This is a genomic window from Paenibacillus lutimineralis, from assembly GCF_003991425.1.
GTDB classification, from domain to species: Bacteria; Bacillota; Bacilli; order Paenibacillales; family Paenibacillaceae; genus Fontibacillus; species Fontibacillus lutimineralis.
Genome location: NZ_CP034346.1, coordinates 4,094,211 through 4,113,868, shown reverse-complemented (window position 1 = coordinate 4,113,868; position 19,658 = coordinate 4,094,211). Strand labels below are relative to the sequence as shown.

The window sequence follows — 19,658 nt, the reverse complement described above, 5'->3', positions numbered from 1 at the left end:
TTATGTTCTTATCTTTATATAATTCTGTGTCTATTATTTTCTGTTCATAGATGCGGATTGATTATATAAATATTAAATTTAAGAAAGGGAGATTGCCAAATGAGACGATCAAAATGGATGCAAAAAGCGCTATCCATGGTTACTGCAGTAACTTTGACATTCTCTGGTCTACCTGGCTTGGTGCCTACAGCTGAAGTTTCAGCTGCAGAGGGATCAGTAGAATCATTTGACTCTGTTGTACTAGAACTGACACAAGCATCAGATCTTGCAGGCAGAGTGAACCTTACTTATAAAGGTTCGCCATTAAGCAGTCTTGTCAAGGGACCTGTTATTGATGAGTTTAGTTATAACTCAAGCAATTCGAACTTGCTAACTGTTGATGATAACGGAAACGTGACATTAGCTAGCGGTTATACATTAGCGGCGCCGGGTGATCCGGGCATTCCTGTAACGATAACAGCCACAACGAGTTATTACCATGACTCAGATGTGTTGTTCATGGAGGACTTCGAGAACAACAATGGTCCGCTGACGTCAACGAGTAAGCTAGGATCGTCATTTGCATTGTCCGATGCTCAGTCTCGTTCCGGATTGAAAGCGATTACACCAGCGAGTATAACCAATACTGAAAATGTGAACCAAGACGTGGCCTTACCTGCTGGAAGTAATTATAAAATGACGGCATGGTATTACGACCCTTATCCGGATGAGGAGAAGACAGCGACTGCCAGAACCCAATTTGGAATTTTGGATGGCAAAAATGCCACCTATGCCGGGACATTCTATCAAAGTTCACAGGCTGACGTTATTCATAACCCGACGAAATATACTTGGGCATATGCACCATCAACAGCCGGATCAGCAGCGAAACGTTGGAAAGATAGCGGAGTCGAACGATCCACAGGCTGGCATAAATTTGAGTGGCTTATTACACCGAATGGTGCGACCTTGGAAATTGACGGTAATATAATATCCGAATCAGCAAAGGATGATATTTACAAAGCGATGAAGAGCGGTACAACCATTCAACCTAAAATAGCTGGAGGATGGAATAACCAATCAGGTAACAATTCTTATATTAATAACAAGCATCTTATTGACGATTTTTATGTTGTCAAAGACGTTGCCACAGTTACAGGTACAAGGACGCTTACATTGAATTTAATACCTCCAGGTGGATTGTCAGATTTGGAAGTTATCTCTCAGCCAACAGCGGCAAAAGTTAATCAAGGCGAGACGGCAACCTTTAGTGTTACCGCAACCGCTGCTGCTGCATCCTACCAATGGTATGTGTCTAATGACGAGACAGGTTTGAACGGGACAGAAGTTATGGGAGGCAATGATGCGGTATTAACGCTCCCGAATGTTAACTCAACTGTACAGCAAGGTAAGTTTTATTATTGCCAAGTATCTTCGCCAGAGGGAATTGTGGTGAAGTCCCACGCTGCACCGTTGTTGATTAACACAAATACACAGGTGAATGCGCCAATTCATCCGACACTTGACCCGGACACAGGTATTTATACAGGAGGATCCAATTACGGTGATACTCTTGTAACACTGTTCAAAGACGGTAGACCCATTGGATATTATTTATCTAAAAATGGGGGGCCTGACCAGCTTAACAATCATGAAAGGCATCATGTTCTACCCTATGCAAGGGCAATGGGGGCGGGCAATTACACCGTCACAGCTATTGTCATAAATGCGGAAGGAAATATCAGTGAAGAAGTTGCGGCATCCGGAATATTAACGATCGAGAACTTATCTGCACCGGTAAATGTTAGATGGAACGGTACCTATGCAACTTGGGATAGCGTCGCTAACGCATCTGCGTATACGGTTCAGCTCGTCAGCAACGGAGTGGCTAATGGGAGCCCTATTGCTGCAACAGGAAATGATGTGGCTCTATCTCCGAGCTTAAATGACACGTTTGAAGTTAAGGCGATTGGCAGCGCAACTACACGCTTCCTGGATTCTGTTGAATCAGAGGAGAGTGCAGCTTATTCAGCCAATATTGCGCTAGTACGTCAAAATGAAACTTTGCGGGCAGGGGAGAGTGCGCGGCTAATCGTCGACACGGCTGATGTCTTCGTTGCTGATAACATCAGCTTCAGTCCGGCAAATCAAGACAAAGGTAAAATTGAAGTAGACGATGCCGGATTCGTAACGGTAAAGAAAGGCTATGTTCCGACAGAGAACGAAGAGGTCACCGTTAATGTCAGCGTTGATTACTTCCATAAGGCTGACATGATGTTTTACGATGGATTTGAAGGGGATAAGAAATTTACAACTGGTGCGAATGGGTACGTTCAAAGTGGCGTGATGTCACGCACCGGAGCAAAGGCTGCGACAACGAGTGGTACTGGCGACGTGGCTACTGTCCCGGGTACCTATAATTATGCCCCTTCTGGAGGTAAGACAACGGTCGTTACTGCCTGGTACTACGATGATGGAGGAGTGGCCTCCGGTGATCACGCGGTATTTGGCTTAACACCGTCGGCCAATGAGCATATCGTAATCAATTATGGTAATGCGGATGGTAATTGGGCGGAAAACGTGACGAATTATTCCGTCAGGTTCGGATCAGGCGGAAGGTTCTATCCCGTAGACGCCAAGCGTAGTAAAGGCTGGCATAAATTCCAGTGGTTCGTAACATCAACAGGAACAACTTATAAAATTGATGGAAAAGTAATTCATAGACAAACCGCAGAAAGCGGCCCATTCGATACAAGTGTAGCGAGCAGTATAAAAAATATAAATGCTTTGCAACTTGCTACGAATTGGGGCAATAAAGCCGGAACGATCAAAGATATACAGAACAAGCATTTTATCGATGACGTATATGTTATGGATAGTGAAGTAACCACCCAAACGGCAAACGCATCTGTTACATTAAAGCTCTTGCCTAAAGTATACACTCACTCGGAAGACAGCACCTATGTTATTGGTCTGGATGACTATAAAGTTACTGTAAATCCTGATTTAGCAGATCTAGCTGGTGTGAAAATCGGAGATGTGACCCTTGAGCAAGCAGTGGATTATATGGTCAATGACAATGTTTTGACGATTAAAAAAGATGCATTTGCAAGAAACAACATTGTGCCAGGAAAATATATCATTAGACTTGACCTAAACCCTGCTGAAATCACATTCGAGTTGAGCATTACACCTCGTGAAGTTCGTGATTTTTATTTCTCCAATAACGGTGATGATCATGCTGATGGACGAACACCGGAGACAGCATGGAAATCAATCTCCAAAATAAATGAATATGTGTTTTTACCAGGTTCTACCATTTATTTGGATGCACACAGTGTATGGAATGAACAAATCAGGCTGCGCGGCAATGGTGAAGAAGGAAATCCGATTACACTTACTAAATATAATACGACCGATCCTAACCAACGGCCGATTATTAATGGTGGAGGAACAGCGTCAAGCCCATCAGGGATTACCGTCAACGGTGCCATTGAGTTGTATGACGTTAATTATTGGGTAGTCAGCGGTATTGAAGTAACGAACATCGGCAATAAAGCAGGTGACGGCCGTTCCGGTATCGCTGTAATGTCACGCATTTCCAAGTTGGGACAAGGTCAGTTTAATATTCAAGATTATGCTGATGCTCGCATGCAAGGAATCGTTGTTCGAGATAACTATGTTCATGATGTGAATGGGCTGCACCAAGCAAATGGAGCAAGTAAGGTATCCGGCGGCATCATTATTAATGGTTATGTAGATATATTGGTTGAAGGCAACAAAACCCTTCGCTGCGATAACGAAGGCATTCGCAACAATGCCTATGGACCAAGTAGTCCAGGGACTAATAACACAGGCATCACTTGGAGTAACTCAAGCTATCCTTGGGCATCAAACGCTGTGTTTAGAAACAACTGGGTTTCTAGTTCAGTTGGAGATGGCATTGTCATGTCCGGCGGGAACAACTCCCTTGTGGAACGAAATGTGGTCACAGACAGCGGTTACAGCTATTTAAGCGATAAGAGTGGTAATTTGGTATCGAACTGGGGACCCAATAATACTTCACCAACATATCTTGGTTCGCAGAACTATGCCGCAGCGTGGATTATGGCAAGTAAAGGTACGATCTTCCGCTATAACGAATCTGTAGATAATCCTTATCATGCAAGTAATGATGGTATGGCTTGGGATATTGATAATTACTGCCAAGATAATGTCTATGAATACAACTACAGCCGAAACAACTACGGTGGTTGGTATCTGCAGATGAATGCTGCGAAGGGCAACATTATTCGTTATAATGTCAGCGTGAACGACGGACGCAGCCCGGATTTTAACAAAAGCTACAACAGTCTTCTATTACTTGCGGGAGGTTCTTCAACTAGTGAAGAGTCAAGTGGATTATTCTATAACAATGTCATCGTGTCACCATTGAAGAATAGCAGCTCGTTAGTATTTGATCCAACAGCGACGAACTTGCATATTTATTTCCAAAATAACATATTTGTCTATACCGGGACTAACAGCAGCATTGGTCTGAAAGGCGGAGGAACCTCTGCTCCATTTATTGCTGGACGGTTTACGAACAACATTGTTTATCCAGCGAATCTGTTTGGCAGCATGAATGCAGGTGGCGGCGGGTATCTTGGTGCAGGTGTAACAGCAACAGACAACCACTATGTAACGGAAGAGGAACTAAATTCCATATTAAATGATTATAAGTCAGCACCAGAGCATTGGATTGCCAACAGCGGAACCGCTGCTGCAACGCTTGATTACAACGCAATGAGCGGATTCCGTCTTGCTGACGGCAATAACCTGGCCTATGGTTCGGGTGTCGAAGTAGTAAGCCCATATGTGGATCGTGTGAACGCTCTGCCTCATATGACAGAGAGAACAGACTTCTTCGGCAATCCACTAAGCGGCAGGATGCCTTCGATCGGTGCACACAACCCTTATTCGGTAGCTTTTGATTCGGGCGGGGGCAGTGAAGTGGCGATGATGTTCGCTGATAGGGGCGGTACAATTACCGAACCAATAGCCCCAACAAAAGGTGACGCTGCGTTCGGCGGTTGGTACCAAGATGCGGAGTTGAACGATGCGTGGAATTTCGCCACAAACCCTGTGACAAGCGATATCGTGTTATATGCAAAATGGATTGAAGGTGAAGAAGGTACAGCCCCAATGATTATGACGGATTCTCTTGAGAATGGTCATGTTGGACAAACCTATTCAGCAGCTCTGATCGCTGATGGTGATACGCCAGTCAAATGGGCAGTTATAAATGGTGAATTGCCAACGGGCTTGAGCTTGGACGAGGAGACAGGTGTTATTTCTGGTACACCGGAACAGAGGGGCCAATTTACATTCAAAGTTCAAGCGAACAATGATGCAGGCAGCGATGCGAAGACATTGAGTATAATAATCACTCAAGATGTACCCGAGAGCACAGCCCCAGAGATTATTACCAAGAATCTGCCAAGTGGTAAAGTTGGCCAAGAATATACGGTCACACTGGCGGTATATGGTAGTGATCCGATCACTTGGGAGGTCCGTGAGGGAGACTTGCCAGTAGGTTTGAACCTAGATGAAGCAACAGGCATTATCGCGGGCACGCCTCAAGAGACGGGAAATTACGAATTCACTGTTGCGGCAACGAATGATTATGATACCGATGAACAATTATTAGGTATTGAGATTGCAGAGGATGAGCCAGTCGGTACTGCGCCAACGATTACAACCATGACTTTGAAAAATGGCAAAGTAAATCAGAGTTATCAAGCGGCGCTTATAGCAAGTGGCGATGCTCCAGTTACTTGGACAGTGAACGATGGCTATCTACCATTTGGATTGAATTTAGCAGAAACTACGGGTGTTATTTCTGGTACTCCAACTCAAGCGGGGACGTACAAATTCACTGTTATGGCCTCCAATCATATTGGTATGGATTTAAGAGAGTTAACTATCGTTATTGTGGCCAATGACAATGGTGGGAATAATGGCAATGAAAACAATAATGGCAATAATAACAATAACGGTAATGACAACAATAATGGTGATAATGGCAATGGCGGAAGTTCAGGGGACAGAGGTAACGAGAAACTGATCGTGGATCGTATTGATGACGCAATCAAAGAGCAGTTGAAGCAAGGGAATTCTATTCAACTTACAATGTCACCTGGAACTGATGAGCTTGAGCTTTATAGCGATACGGTTGGCTCCATTATTAAAGCAAATAGGCCGCTAACCGTTTCGAATGGCACCGTTTCAATCGAATTGTCTTCTGATTTATTGAAGCAGTTGAATACAGGCAAGACGATGAGGATTGCCATTAAGCCAGTAGATGAGGGAGATGGTAGCCTAGAATGGGGATACGAGATGAAAATCTTTGTCGATGACCAGGTAATAACGGATTATCCAGGGTTTATTCCAATAACCTTCGACCTGTCACAGGAGCAGCTGCAATCTAGCGATATTAGCAAGCTTTGCGGCATCATGCTTCTAGCAGACGGTAACAAGGAACGCTTAGGCGGCAACTATGATCGTGAGTCTGGTAAATTCACCTTCACAGCAAAAGGGTTAGGCTATTTCTTCGTCACAATCAAATCTGAACCTGTTGAATTGAAACTTGCCCTTGGTATGACAGACTATACGCTGAACGGAATCCAATCGAGTATGAACGTTGCACCGATGGTAGTTAAGGGCAGAACTTTGGTGCCGCTACGTTTTGTTGCTGATAGCTTAGGCGCTGATGTAGGATGGGATAACGTCACAAAAACCGTAACGATTACCTTGGACGGTCAGATTCTGTCCATTAAGATCGGAGAACTTGCGCCGGAAATGGATGCAGCAGCCGTGCTAGTTAAGGGACGAACAATGCTGCCACTACGTTTCATTGCGGAGTATTTTGGCGCAGATGTAATCTTCGATAATACTACAAAAACCATTAGTATCATGAAGTAGTATTCGTATAACTAACATCACTAACTAGGAATGAAGCCCCCTAACATACACTGTAGTCAAGTGGTGTGTTAGAGGGCTTCTTGTTTTGGATTAGTAAGAAGAGAGTCGAACCAAACTAAAAAGAGTCCTGTTATTTGCTTGAACCGGTAAACGGTAATGCAAATAGACAGGACTCCTATTTAAAAAAGAACATAAGATTGAATTTGCGACATATCAGTGTTACAATAAAGAGCGGTCCTAATTCAAAGTAAGAGACCAAAGTTTAAGCAATTTAATCTTATCACATTAAATTGTGTTTGTCAATAGATTTTTTTGGGTGTGTCTTGAGTAAGTTATAGCTTTGTATTATTTCACAAAGGGGCGACTATTTTGAGTAATCATGACAAGGAGCGGCAGGCGGAGCAGAACCGGGTAGAATATGTTGAGGATCTGATTGGAACGCGTATCTCTCGCCTGGAATCAGAAGTTGGAGCGATTCGTGGTGATGTCGTATCTATGCGAAAGGACTTCTGGGATGAGGTTACGGTTAACTTCAGCGAGGCGGATGATGTAGGGGAGACTTCAACAAGTTTAAGACAACAATCCGAAGTGTTGTCTGAACGTGAGAAGCGCCATCAGCTCGCTTATAATTCACTCGTGAAACTGAAACGATTGCAGCAGTCACCTTATTTTGGCCGCATCGACTTCGCAGAACAAGGAGAAAATGGCGAAGCAATTTATCTAGGGATAGCTTCATTGCTTGAAGAAGATGATGAGACATTTCTGATTTATGACTGGCGTGCACCGATATCGAATTTATATTATGATAGCGTCCCTGGTCCAGCCTCATACGAGACGCCTTCCGGCACGATTGAAGGAGAGATGACACTCAAACGGCAGTTCGTCATCCGCGGGCGGGACCTGAAGGTGATGTTCGATACGGGTGTGACGATTGGGGATGAATTGCTGCAGCAAGTGCTTGGGCGAAGCTCAGATGCGCAGATGAAGAGCATTGTGGCAACGATCCAGAAGGAGCAGAACCGCATTATCCGTAATGATACTTCACGTATGCTGATTGTCCAAGGTGCAGCAGGCAGCGGTAAGACTTCAGCTGCGCTGCAGCGTGTGGCTTATTTGCTATACAAGCATCGTGACACGCTTCGTGCCGATCAGATGATCCTATTCTCTCCGAACCCGATGTTCAATAGCTATGTATCCACGGTATTGCCGGAACTCGGGGAAGAGAATATGCTGCAGACGACATTTCAGGAGTATCTGGAGCGACGTCTTGGCCGGGAATTCCAGCTGGAGGACCCATTCGTCCAGATTGAATATGTATTATCCGGCGAAGAGGATGATTCTTATCAGGCCCGTATGAACGGAATTCGCTACAAGTCCTCACTACTGTTCTTCGAAGCGATCGGCAGATACAAAGCGCTGCTTGAGCAGAAAGGCATGAAATTCAAACCGCTGCGCTTTATGGGACGGGAAGTCGTTGGGGCCGAAGCTATCTCGGAACGCTTCTATGCTTATGACCCGGCGATAACCCTGGCCAATCGTTGTGAACTGCTTAAGGAATGGATGCTTAAGGAGATTGCTGCCTTCGCTAAGGAGGAGGTTAACCAGCCTTGGGTTGAAGATCAAATCCAGCTTCTTGATACCGAGGATTATCAGCGCGCTTACCAGCGGATGCGTCGTCAACAACAGAAAAGCAATAGTCAATTCAGCGAATATGAAGAAGAGAGAACCATTCTGGGGAGAATGGTTGTCAGCGAGCGTCTGAAGCCGCTACGTAAATGGATCAAATCGCTGCGCTTTGTCGACGTAACGAAGCTGTATTGTCAATTATTCGAGCAGTCGGAGATCGCAGGGGAGGTCCATATGGACGCTTTGCCAGAGGACTGGTCTCTCATTTGCGGGAGCACCATTTCTAAGATCAAGGCCGGAGAGCTATTCTATGAGGACATTACGCCATTCCTCTATCTAAAAGAGATGATCCTAGGCTTCCACTCCAACCATGCGATCCGTCATGTCATTATTGACGAGGCACAGGATTACTCACCATTTCAATTATTTTTCCTGAAGAGATTGTTCCCGCGTGCACGGATGACAGCTCTCGGCGATCTCAATCAGGCGATTTATGCTCATTCCTCTGTACTACAGCAGTCGTCTGTGCTGATCGATTTATATGGATCGGATAACAGCGAGCAGATCGTATTGCAGCAGAGCTACCGCTCGACCCGGGAGATCGTTGAGTTTACGCGTGGTATGCTGCCGGGGGGAGAGGCGATCCTTCCGTTCAATCGTGCTGGCGAGAAGCCGGAAGTGATTGTTGTACAAGGTCAGGATGATTTGTACGCACAGATCAAGCAGGATGTTACAGCACTGCGGAATGAGGGCTATGAATCGATTGCTGTCATTTGCAAGACTGCAGAGGAGAGCAAAGAAGTTCACGAACATCTCGCCAAGGATCTGGAGGCCAGACTAATTAAGAAAACGACGCTATCTTTCGAGAAGGGGGTTCACATTATCCCGGCTTATCTGGCTAAGGGAGTGGAATTCGACGCCGTGCTTATTTTTGATGGCTCGAATGATAAGTATACCCGCGAATCGGAGCGCAAGCTGTTCTACACAGCTTGTACGAGGGCAATGCATTTGCTGCATGTTTATTCGGCAGGTGAGCCAAGTCGATTTATTACGGAGACGGATTCACAATCCTTTGTAAGAAAATAAGGTAACAAATGCATTCGGAATATTTTGCGAAATATACTCCACACTAACCATGATTGTTGTTTATATGAATGGAAAGGGTGTCCGAATGATGGGTAAGAAGAAGGGGGATCTGGCGGCGTTGGCGTCCATTCCGCTAATCATGACTTTGGGCAACTCCATGCTAATCCCGATATTGCCACTGATTTCGCGAGAACTGCACATTTCTTCACTTCAAGTCAGTATGTTGATCACGGTATATGCCGTAGTTGCCATCTTATTGATTCCGATTGCAGGTTACTTGTCGGATAAGGTCGGGCGCAAGGCAGTGATTATTCCGAGTCTCATCATAGCAGGGATTGGCGGAGGGGTCTGCGGCGCAGCCCCCTGGTTTGCTAATGGAATGATGCTGTACTGGATTATTATTGCCGGCAGATTCCTGCAGGGGATCGGGGCAGCGGGGGCATTTCCGACCGTTCTGCCGCTGGTTGGGGATATGTTTGATGATGACAAGGAGGTCAGCAAAAGCCTGGGCATTATCGAGACCTCCAACACATTTGGCAAGGTGCTTAGTCCGATTCTTGGCGCACTGCTGGGCGCCTGGATTTGGTATATGCCTTTTCTGGCCATTCCTGTGCTAAGCTTATGTTCCTTACTCCTCGTGATCTTCCTGGTCAAGGAGCCTGAGCGCAAGAGCAAACCGAAGCCATTGAAGCAGTTTTGGAAGTCGGTTAAGGGCGTCTTTGCTTCGCAGGGACGATGGTTGTATGCCATATTTATCATTGGCGGGATTTCGATGTTTCTGCTATTTGCCGTGCTTTTTTATTTGTCGGAGCAATTAGAGAAGAGGCATGGCCTGGACGGTGTCCTTAAGGGCTTTGTGCTGGCGATCCCGCTTGCATCCTTATGCCTCGCGTCTTACTTCACAGGCAAGAAGATCGGCAAGAACAAAGTACTGATGAAATGGTGCGGTGTAATCGGACTACTTCTGTCTACAGGGGCGTTATTCGGGGTCGGTTTTTTCAACAATATCTATTTTGTTCTCGCTTGTCTCATCGTTTGCGGGGCGGGGATTGGGATGGTCCTGCCTAGCTCGGATGCGCTCATTACCGAAGGGATTGAGAAGGAGCTGCGTGGCACGATTACTTCCATCTACAGCAGTATGCGATTTATCGGGGTGTCGTTGGGGCCTCCGGTGGTGTCCTTGCTCGTCAAGTCAGGTCATATGACCTTGTTTTTCGTCATTGCTGGTATCTCTCTGGTGGCTATGATCCTGCTCTTAGTGATGGTCAAACCAGAATCGAAGGAAGGCAAGGGGGGGCTGTCTGAAGCATTGCGTCCACAGCATTAGTCCTGTTTTCAAAAAAATGTAAGAGATACTGAAGGAATGTGACATTTCTCCTAGTTATTTACCTCCAAAACTCATACAATCAGCACAAAATATTACTATTTTGTGTCCTGGGAGGAAGAATATGAGAAATAAGAAATGGGGATTGTGGGCATTAATCGGTGTAGCAGTGCTGCTAGTTGCTGTACTCGTGTTCATTCGCGTCAATGAGAAGAACTCGCAAAAAGCCGAATTCCCGGATCTGGAGCAGGTGGAGGCGGGACAAGTCCCTGATGGCTTTGACGAGGCTAATCAGCCCTATATGGGGAATCCTGAAGCGGCTGTGAAGATCGTGGAATTCGCGGATTACAAATGCCCAGCTTGCAAACAATGGACACAAGAGATTTTCCCGAAGATTAAGAGCGAATATCTGGACACAGGCAAGGCGGTATATTATTACGTCGATTTCCCGTTCCTAGCTCCTGATTCGACCTTGGCCGCACTCGCTGGAGAGACTCTATATCAACAGGATCAGAAATATTTCTGGGCCTATTATGATCTCATGATGGAGAATCAGGGCAGTAAAGAGACGGCCTGGGCCAACAAGAAGTTTATTATGAATTTGATCAAGGAGAATATTCCTGGAGTTGATATGAAGAAATTTGAGCAGGATTTGGATGACCGGAAATATATCGCCAACATTAAGCGTGACCTTCTCATCGGAGAGAAGCAAGGCGTCGATGGAACGCCATTCGTATTTGTGAATGGACAGGCTGTAGATGATGTCTCCTGGGAAGGAATGCAGGCGGCAATCGGGCAATAGCGACATATGAGAACGGTTGGCCTATGGCTTGCGGAACGGCAAAGCGAAGGCTGCCCGTTCTTTGTTTTGTGCAGTTTTTTAGAGGTTGTTTAAAGAGTCCGCCTTTGATCACGAAGTAGCACGGGTAGCTTAATCGACATCGAATCTTGAATTCAGCCGGCCTTCCGGTGCTCACGTACCCACTACGTACGCTCCGCTCCTCAGACCCTAGCTTCATCCAACCTTCTCGGTGCTGAAAGTCTGACTTTTTAAACACGCACTTTTATGGATACTGAAGTGTTTTTCTTGTCGTTTTTTTGATATGATATAAGCTGATTCGCCTGACAGGACAAGGCTACATATGATATTTACCGCTCGGCTTGATTATATCATGGATAAGAAAGCAGTAAGAAACCGAGCTTGAGAATGTAAGTGAAATATTGAATTAGAGATTCATACCATTTAGGAGGGATACGCAATGAACGCGAAGCAAGCAGCAGGGTATCGAGCAGCAGAATGGGTAGAAGATGGAATGATCGTCGGACTGGGAACTGGATCGACGGCGTATTATGCGATAGAGAAGATCGGACAGCGCGTAGCTCAAGGTTTGAAAATAAAAGCGATTGCCACTTCGAACGCTTCAGAGGAACTAGCGAAGAAATATAATATTCCGCTGATTCGTGCTGCGGAAGTAGAGCACCTTGATCTGGCTATCGATGGGGCAGATGAGGTGGACGCTAACATGGCACTGACTAAAGGCGGTGGCGGCGCTTTGCTGCGTGAGAAGCTGGTTGCCATCAACAGTGAACGCTTCATCGTTATTGCCGATCATAGTAAAATGGTACCGCATCTTGGCAACTTCAAGCTGCCGATTGAAATTGTCCCGTTCTGCTATGAGTGGGCCTTCGGGCAGTTGCAACGAATCTACAATGTGCCTATTGAGATGCGAACTCGTGACGGAGAACTCTATATAACCGATAATGGCAATTACATTGCCGATGCTTCGTTTGGCGTGATCTCTGATCCAGGTAAACTTAGCCATGAGTTGAAGGCCATGACTGGGGTTGTCGAGCATGGTTTATTTGTTGATATTGCCCATACGGTTGTGGTCGGATATGAGGACGGACGCACCGAGGTTATCGAGAAGAAGTAGTTGAGGAGGACCGAAGGATGCTTATAAATATGACAGACAGCCATTGGGATCATGAAGTTCGCGAGCTACTGGAAGATACGTTCTATTATGATCCGTCCGAGGTGGACAAGGTGATGGATCAGTATCGAGCTTCAGGATCACAAGAGTTGTACGTGTTTGAAGACCAGGAGGAGTTCATCGGGATCATCGGCTTTACGATGGATGAGCAGAATCAGCTTGTGATTACAGAGCTAGTCATTCATCCACGGGAACGCCTGAAGGGATATGGACGCGGAATTATTTTAGAGACGATTGTGTTGAAAAATCCTAGCCGTATCATCACGATTACAGATGAGGACGGTGCAGATTTCTTCCGCAATATCGGCTTCCAGATTACGGGCCTGCCCGCAAACGAAGAGGGTATGGAACAATTCCGCTGTACTTATGAAGTGGAAATTGATGCTGAAGAGGAATAAAAGAAATCCTTGCGAGAATAAGCATAGACGACAGAATGATCTGTCGGCTGTGCTTTTTTTGTATTAAGGCGGAGCTGCAGGCTTTCACAAAAGGAAATATCGGAAGTTGATTTTTCCAATACCTTGAGATATAGTTCTTATATCGAATAGTTCGATTATAGAACTATTCGATTATTGAACAGTTCTATTTAAGAACAACTAGGACAAAACACTTGATAACGGAGGATAAGATGAACGAGTTAGACCGCAAGTCGTGGCAATTGGTTGAGCGTTACATGGCCGCTTATTTTATATTATTCAAAAGGTTGAATGCGCAGATCGACGAGGTGATTCAGGATGATGCAACACTAGACCAGTATCAAATTATCGCTTACATCGCAACGCATGAGAACGGAACATCGACGGAGCTTGCTGAGGCTTTCTCGGTTGGCAAAAGCTCGATTACTGCTATCATTACCAGGCTGGTAGACAGGGGGATTGTAGAGCGGACTAGGGACGTTCAGGACCGGCGCGTCGTCTATTTATCTTTGACTGAGCGGGGGAGAACTATATTTTCCAAGATGCAGGGATCGATCATGGATATGCTATCTTCTTATATGGTTCATTTTACGAAAGAGGAAATTGAAGGCTTTATCCGACCTTTTGAGAAATTGGCGAAACTAGTTGAGGAGGGAAATCTGGGGACATGAAGTATATACTGAAGGCAAAATGGGGGCTGCTGTTATTATGGATTGCTGCAGCAGTACTGTTCGTTATTACTGCCCCATCTATGACGGAACTCGTGCGGGAGAAAGGTGAAATAGCCGTTCCTAAAGGGTATTCTTCGGAAGTCGCCACCCGCATATTGAATACTGCAGCTGAAGAGGAAGGGGAAGGGAAATCAAGCAGTGTAGCCCTTGTCTTCCATCAGGATAGCGGTATTACTTCTGATGATAAGAAGGAGATTGAGCAAGCCTTATCCAGACTTCGTTCATCCATGGATCAGCTCGGAATTGGTTCGATGATTGATCCGTTTGATACGCCAGAGGCCAAGGATAAAATGATTGCCGCAGACGGCAAGACGATTCTAGCTTCTTTAAGCTTGCAAATGGATAAGCGTCCATTGGAGGAAATGGAGCAGGATATTCGTAATGTGCTCTCGTCGCTTAAGGTGGATCATTACATGACAGGCGCTCAGCAGATTAATCAAGATGTCATTCTAAGCTCGGAGCAAGGTCTAAAGAAATCAGAGTATTTCACAGTGATCTTTATTCTAGTGATTCTATTCATCGTCTTCCGTTCAGCCGTGGCTCCATTTATACCGCTACTTACGGTCGGGATTAGTTATTTGATCTCCCAATCGATTGTAGCATTTCTCATCGATCACTATAACTTCCCTGTCTCTACATACACACAGATCTTTATGGTCGCGGTGATGTTCGGCATCGGTACAGACTATTGTATTCTTCTGATCAGCCGCTTTAAGGAAGAGCTTCAGTTAACAGATAACATCCAAGAGGCGATTATCCAGACCTATCGAAAAGCAGGAAAGACCGTATTCTTCTCCGGTCTCGCTGTATTGGTCGGGTTCACAACGATCGGTCTCTCCCAATTTGTGCTCTATCGTTCAGCCGTAGCAGTTGCTGTTGGCATCGCCGTCATGCTGCTTGCACTCGTAACGATTGTACCGTTCTTTATGGCCGTACTTGGCAAATGGCTGTTCTGGCCGATGAAGGGGGCCATTGAGCATAAGGATAATAGGTTCTGGGGAGCCATCGGTACCTTCTCCGTTAAGAAACCTTGGGCCTCAGCATTGCTTGTGGCTGTCATTACAGTTCCTCTGGTCATCTCCTACAGTAACAACGTCTCTTTCAACAGTATGGAGGAGATCGGAGAACAGTATGAGTCTGTGAAGGCGTACAATCTAATTGCAGACAGCTTCGAACCCGGAGAATCATTGCCAACGACGATCGTCATCAAGAGCGATCAGACGATGGATCATTCGGAGGATATCGTGCTGGCTGAGAAGATCAGTCGTGCAGTGATGGAGGTTGACGGAGTTGCTAGTGTACGCAGCCTCAGTCGTCCGACGGGTGAGATCCAGAAGGATTTTGAAATTACAAATCAAGTAAAAACCGTTGGTGAGGGACTGGGAGAAGGCAATGAAGGCCTATCTCAAATCAAGAACGGGCTGGCAGAAGCAAGTCAGGCGTTGAATGAGAATGAACCTAAGCTGGCGGAAGCGGCGGAGAGCACGGGCAAGCTTGTCGAGGGAACCGGGGAATTGAAGGAAGGCATCTCCGCTCTGTCGAACGGCTTGTCGGAGATCCAGAAGGGGATCACGGACAGCTCCAAAGGGGCTGGCGGCTTGAAGCAGGGGTTGAAGCAGCTCAAACAGAGCGTAGAAGAGCTGGCTGGGGCTAACGACAAGCTGCTACAATCCTATCAATCGATCGCTGGAGGACTTGGTTCGCTAGGCGATGGATATCAGCAAATTCAGCAGCAATTGAGCGATATCGCGAAGGGCTTCTCACAGCTGGACGCCTCCTTCGTCAGTCTGGAGCAGAAATATCCAGAGCTGGCTGGAGATAAGGATTACTTGACGATACGCGGAACGGTTACAGCATCCGGCCAAGGTCTGGAACAGATCGCCAGTGGTCTTGGAACGGCTACAGGGCAGCTTGAACAAGTGAAAGCAGGATTGGAACTGGCAAATTCGGGTTATGCCGAAGCCGCCAAGGGAAGTCATCAGCTGGCAGGTGGATTGGATCAATTTATCTCTGGACTATCGCAGCTAGAACAGGGGCTTAATCAAGCAGGTAATGGTCAAGGGCAAATTGTAAAGAAGCTGCCTGAAATCGTAAACGGTCTAACACAAATCCAGCAGGGTCAGGAGCAAATTCAAACTGGCTTCTCGCAATTCTCTGGTCAAATTACTCAGCTTACAGACGGACTGGACCAGAGTGTCGAGGGATTGGGTCAAGTGTCCGGCGGACTAGATACAGCTAAGCAATATCTGAACGAGGTTGGCGGTAGCGATAACGGTCTGGGCGGTTATTATGTACCGCAGGAAGCGATGAATAATCAAGCGATTGATCAACTCTTTGATACTTATCTATCGGCAGACCGCAAAATGATGACTCTGGACGTCGTCTTCTCCAGTAATCCATATGGGCGTGATGCGATCGACCAGGTTGGCCAGGTGCAGGCTGCAGTAGACAAGGTTGTTGTAGGCACGAAGCTTGCGAATGCGGAGATTGCGATTGGCGGTGTATCCAGCACATTTAATGACTTGAAGACGATCTCCGATGCGGACTACGCCCGAACTGTCATTTTCATGCTTGCGGGCATCTTCATCGTACTGCTTTTGTTACTTCGCTCTGTTGTGATGCCGATCTATATTATCGCTTCATTAGTATTAACCTTCTTCGCATCGGTCGGCTTAACCGAGATCATCTTTGTTCATATTCTCGGGTACTCTGGCGTGAGCTGGGCGACGCCATTCTTTGGCTTTGTCATTCTGGTGGCTCTCGGCGTAGACTACAGCATCTTCCTAATGGACCGCTTCAATGAGCATGGTGAGCTGAATGTCAGAGAGGCGATCGTGCATTCAATGAGGAAGATGGGGACAGTGATCTTATCGGCAGCCGTTATTCTAGGTGGAACGATGGCATCGATGTATCCGTCAGGGGTGCTGTCGATGCTGCAGATTTCAACACTCGTTCTGACAGGACTGTTCTTGTATGCGGTTGTTGTACTGCCATTCCTGATACCGGTGTTTGTAAGAATATTCGGCAAGGCGAATTGGTGGCCTTTTATGCGAGGACGTGGAAAATCAACTGATCATAGCATTGATGCTTAGCGATAGCCAGTTTCGTTAGAGTTGTTCATTAATAAAAAGGACGGCCAGTCCCGCTGTTTTAGTGGGAAGTGGTCGTCCTTTTGCTAGAGGCTTAAATGAATTAGAGGAAGTTTCGTTTAATAGCGCTTCGCAGCGCCCATCCACGTTCATGCCGTTTCTTATATTTCGGGAGCGAACGGTAAATGGAGATGGATTCCCCAAGTGCTTGCCTTGCTTCGTCCTTACGACCCAGCGACTGGTACAGGGAACCAAGTAAATAATAAGCTTCACTGGAGGAAGATTGAATTTCACCGAACTTCGAGGCATAGTCCAGCGCTTTTTGCGGCTCCTCATCTTTGAAGGCGGTGGCCAGCTGCAAATAGGGCTGTCCGTATTTAACGCGTTCATTCAGACGGAGTGCTTGCAGCATTTGCTGCTCTCCGTCCTGGAGTTGCTGTAATCCGATGGATGCGGCCCCAAGATCACTCCAGTACTCTGCGGAATCCTCGGAGGCTTCCTTGGCCTCTTCAAGCAGTTTATAAGCTTCGGCATATTTCTTCGACTCGATCAGGAGTCTGGCTAGTTCACGTTTGGAAGAGACATCAAACGGACTGGATGCGAGCTGTGTTCGCAGTTTTCTAATTTTGCTGGAGCGCCGGAATGGCTTGGCAATGCTAGGCATGACGCCGACATAACGTCGATCCAGAAAGTAGACAACAGCGAGGATGATTATGATGGCAATTAGAGGATTTCCGGTAACCCAAGATAATAATAGGAACAGTAATATAGACAATTTACTCATTTTGTAGGCCCACCATCCGTTAATAATGATTACCAATTATATCATATTCATGATATTAATGTAGATAGGCAGAAATTTAGAGCGAAGAGGAGGGAAAACCTATGAATCAAGGTGAGAGACTTCAGAAGCAGATTGAATTTATTAAGGAAATAGATAAGCTGAAGCATATCCTGCGGCAGACGGTACTGATGGATGGATCGAGACAAGAGAATGATGCGGAGCATACCTGGCATTTGGCTATGATGGCCATGGTCCTGCTAGAGCATACGCCAGAACCTCGCCCGAATTTGTCAAAAGTACTGAAAATGCTGCTCGTTCACGATATCGTTGAAATCGATGCAGGCGACACATTTGCTTATGATACTGCCGGGTATGAGGATAAACAGGAGCGGGAGATGAAGGCAGCTGAGCGGGTATTTGGCCTACTGCCAGAAGATCAGAAGCAAGAGCTCATATCTTTATGGCTTGAGTTTGAGGAGCGTCAGAGCCTGGAGGCGAAGTATGCAGCGGCAATTGATCGTATTCAGCCATTGTTGCATAATTACTATACAGGCGGTTTATCCTGGAAGAAACATGGCGTTAGAAGCTCCCAGGTGTTGAATCGTATTTCTGGTGTGGCAGATATTGCACCTTCTCTATATGAGTTGGTAACCGGGCTGATCCAGGATGCGGTCCAGAAAGGTTATTTACAGGAATAGATGGTAGAAGCGGACGGATCGGCAGTTTAGCTGAAAGATTATATTTGGAAGGAGTGTTAACGATGTATCAATTAGTATTGGTCAGACACGGAGAGAGTGAGTGGAACAAGTTCAACCTGTTTACTGGATGGACAGATGTGGAGCTGTCTGAGAAGGGAGTGCAGGAAGCGGAAGAAGCAGGGAAATTGCTCAAAGCAGCTAATTTCAAATTCGATATCGCTTATACTTCTTACTTAAAACGGGCGATTAAGACGCTTTATCATATTTTAGATGAGATGGAGCTATTGTGGATTCCGGTGCATAAGACATGGCAGTTAAATGAACGCCATTATGGGGCGCTACAAGGCTTAAGTAAATCGGATACGGCGGAGAAATACGGGGATGAACAGGTGCTGCTCTGGAGAAGAAGCTATGATGTTCTGCCGCCTGCACTAACTAAGGAAGATGATCGTTATCCTCGCCATGACTCTAAATATAGTGAGCTCACCGATGACGAGCTTCCGCTGACAGAGAGTCTCAAGGAGACAGTCGTTCGAGTTGAGGACTATTGGGAACGGGAGATCAAGCCGCAGATCATCCAGGGCAAGCAGGTCATCATTGCAGCGCACGGCAACAGTCTGCGTGCTCTGATCAAATATTTGGAGCATCTTAGCAGCGAGCAGATTGTGGATGTGAACATCCCGACGGGTACACCGCTCGTGTACACGCTGGATGAGCAATTCAAGCCGATAGAGAAATATTATCTGGGCAGTCAAGGGAAGATTGAGCAAAAAATCGAGACCGTTGCTAATCCGGATACGATTATGGAGTAATTCTTAAAATGATTCGATCGAAAGCCAAGGTCTGATGTTTAGGATCTTGGCTTTCGTTATTGAAGTTTAAATATTGCACATTCTCGTAGGGTAACCAACCAACATGAGGGTAATAGTTATTATCTGTATTCGCTTGAAAGGTCAAAATTTTACTCGTGG

General features: G+C 46.1%; 11 protein-coding genes. 10 read left to right on the top strand and 1 reads right to left on the bottom strand.

The genetic code is table 11. The features are described from left to right. The first annotated feature begins 99 nt into the window (after positions 1-99). The 8 genes from EI981_RS18140 to EI981_RS18105 all read left to right on the top strand — a co-directional run bounded on the left by EI981_RS18140 (position 100) and on the right by EI981_RS18105 (position 17,208). Complete coding sequence (locus EI981_RS18140) at positions 100-6,942, top strand: stalk domain-containing protein (RefSeq protein WP_127000513.1); 6,843 nt, start codon at positions 100-102, stop codon at positions 6,940-6,942. Positions 6,943-7,311: 369 nt separating this feature from the next. Beyond that, on the top strand, positions 7,312-9,654 hold the full coding sequence (helD, locus tag EI981_RS18135; protein WP_127000511.1) for an RNA polymerase recycling motor HelD: 2,343 nt from the start codon (positions 7,312-7,314) through the stop codon (positions 9,652-9,654). A gap of 88 nt (positions 9,655-9,742) precedes the next feature. Continuing rightward, positions 9,743-10,981, top strand: a complete 1,239-nt coding sequence (locus tag EI981_RS18130; RefSeq protein WP_127000509.1) for a bacillibactin exporter BcbE — start codon at positions 9,743-9,745, stop codon at positions 10,979-10,981. A gap of 121 nt (positions 10,982-11,102) precedes the next feature. Next, positions 11,103-11,780 (top strand): DsbA family protein, encoded by a 678-nt coding sequence (locus EI981_RS18125; RefSeq protein ID WP_127000507.1) that lies wholly within the window; start codon positions 11,103-11,105, stop codon positions 11,778-11,780. Positions 11,781-12,237: 457 nt separating this feature from the next. Then, positions 12,238-12,912, top strand: a complete 675-nt coding sequence (gene rpiA, locus EI981_RS18120; RefSeq protein WP_127000505.1) for a ribose-5-phosphate isomerase RpiA — start codon at positions 12,238-12,240, stop codon at positions 12,910-12,912. A 17-nt stretch (positions 12,913-12,929) separates the two neighbouring features. Continuing rightward, positions 12,930-13,367: a GNAT family N-acetyltransferase gene (locus EI981_RS18115; RefSeq protein ID WP_127000503.1), complete on the top strand. Its 438-nt coding sequence runs from the start codon at positions 12,930-12,932 to the stop codon at positions 13,365-13,367. 230 nt (positions 13,368-13,597) lie between these two features. Then, positions 13,598-14,056, top strand: a complete 459-nt coding sequence (locus EI981_RS18110; protein WP_127000501.1) for a MarR family winged helix-turn-helix transcriptional regulator — start codon at positions 13,598-13,600, stop codon at positions 14,054-14,056. Then, positions 14,053-17,208: an MMPL family transporter gene (locus EI981_RS18105; RefSeq protein WP_127000499.1), complete on the top strand. Its 3,156-nt coding sequence runs from the start codon at positions 14,053-14,055 to the stop codon at positions 17,206-17,208. The genes EI981_RS18110 and EI981_RS18105 overlap by 4 nt, the downstream gene beginning before the upstream one ends. Positions 17,209-17,308: 100 nt before the next feature. Here the strand turns inward: EI981_RS18105 and EI981_RS18100 are convergent, their stop codons facing one another. Beyond that, complete coding sequence (locus tag EI981_RS18100; protein WP_127000497.1) at positions 17,309-17,989, bottom strand: tetratricopeptide repeat protein; 681 nt, start codon at positions 17,987-17,989, stop codon at positions 17,309-17,311. Between the two features lie 101 nt (positions 17,990-18,090). On the opposite strand from EI981_RS18100, the gene EI981_RS18095 reads away from it, so the two are divergent. Continuing rightward, positions 18,091-18,687 (top strand): HD domain-containing protein, encoded by a 597-nt coding sequence (locus EI981_RS18095; protein ID WP_127000495.1) that lies wholly within the window; start codon positions 18,091-18,093, stop codon positions 18,685-18,687. Between the two features lie 62 nt (positions 18,688-18,749). Continuing rightward, positions 18,750-19,499: a 2,3-diphosphoglycerate-dependent phosphoglycerate mutase gene (gpmA, locus tag EI981_RS18090; RefSeq protein ID WP_127000493.1), complete on the top strand. Its 750-nt coding sequence runs from the start codon at positions 18,750-18,752 to the stop codon at positions 19,497-19,499. Positions 19,500-19,658 lie beyond the last annotated feature (159 nt).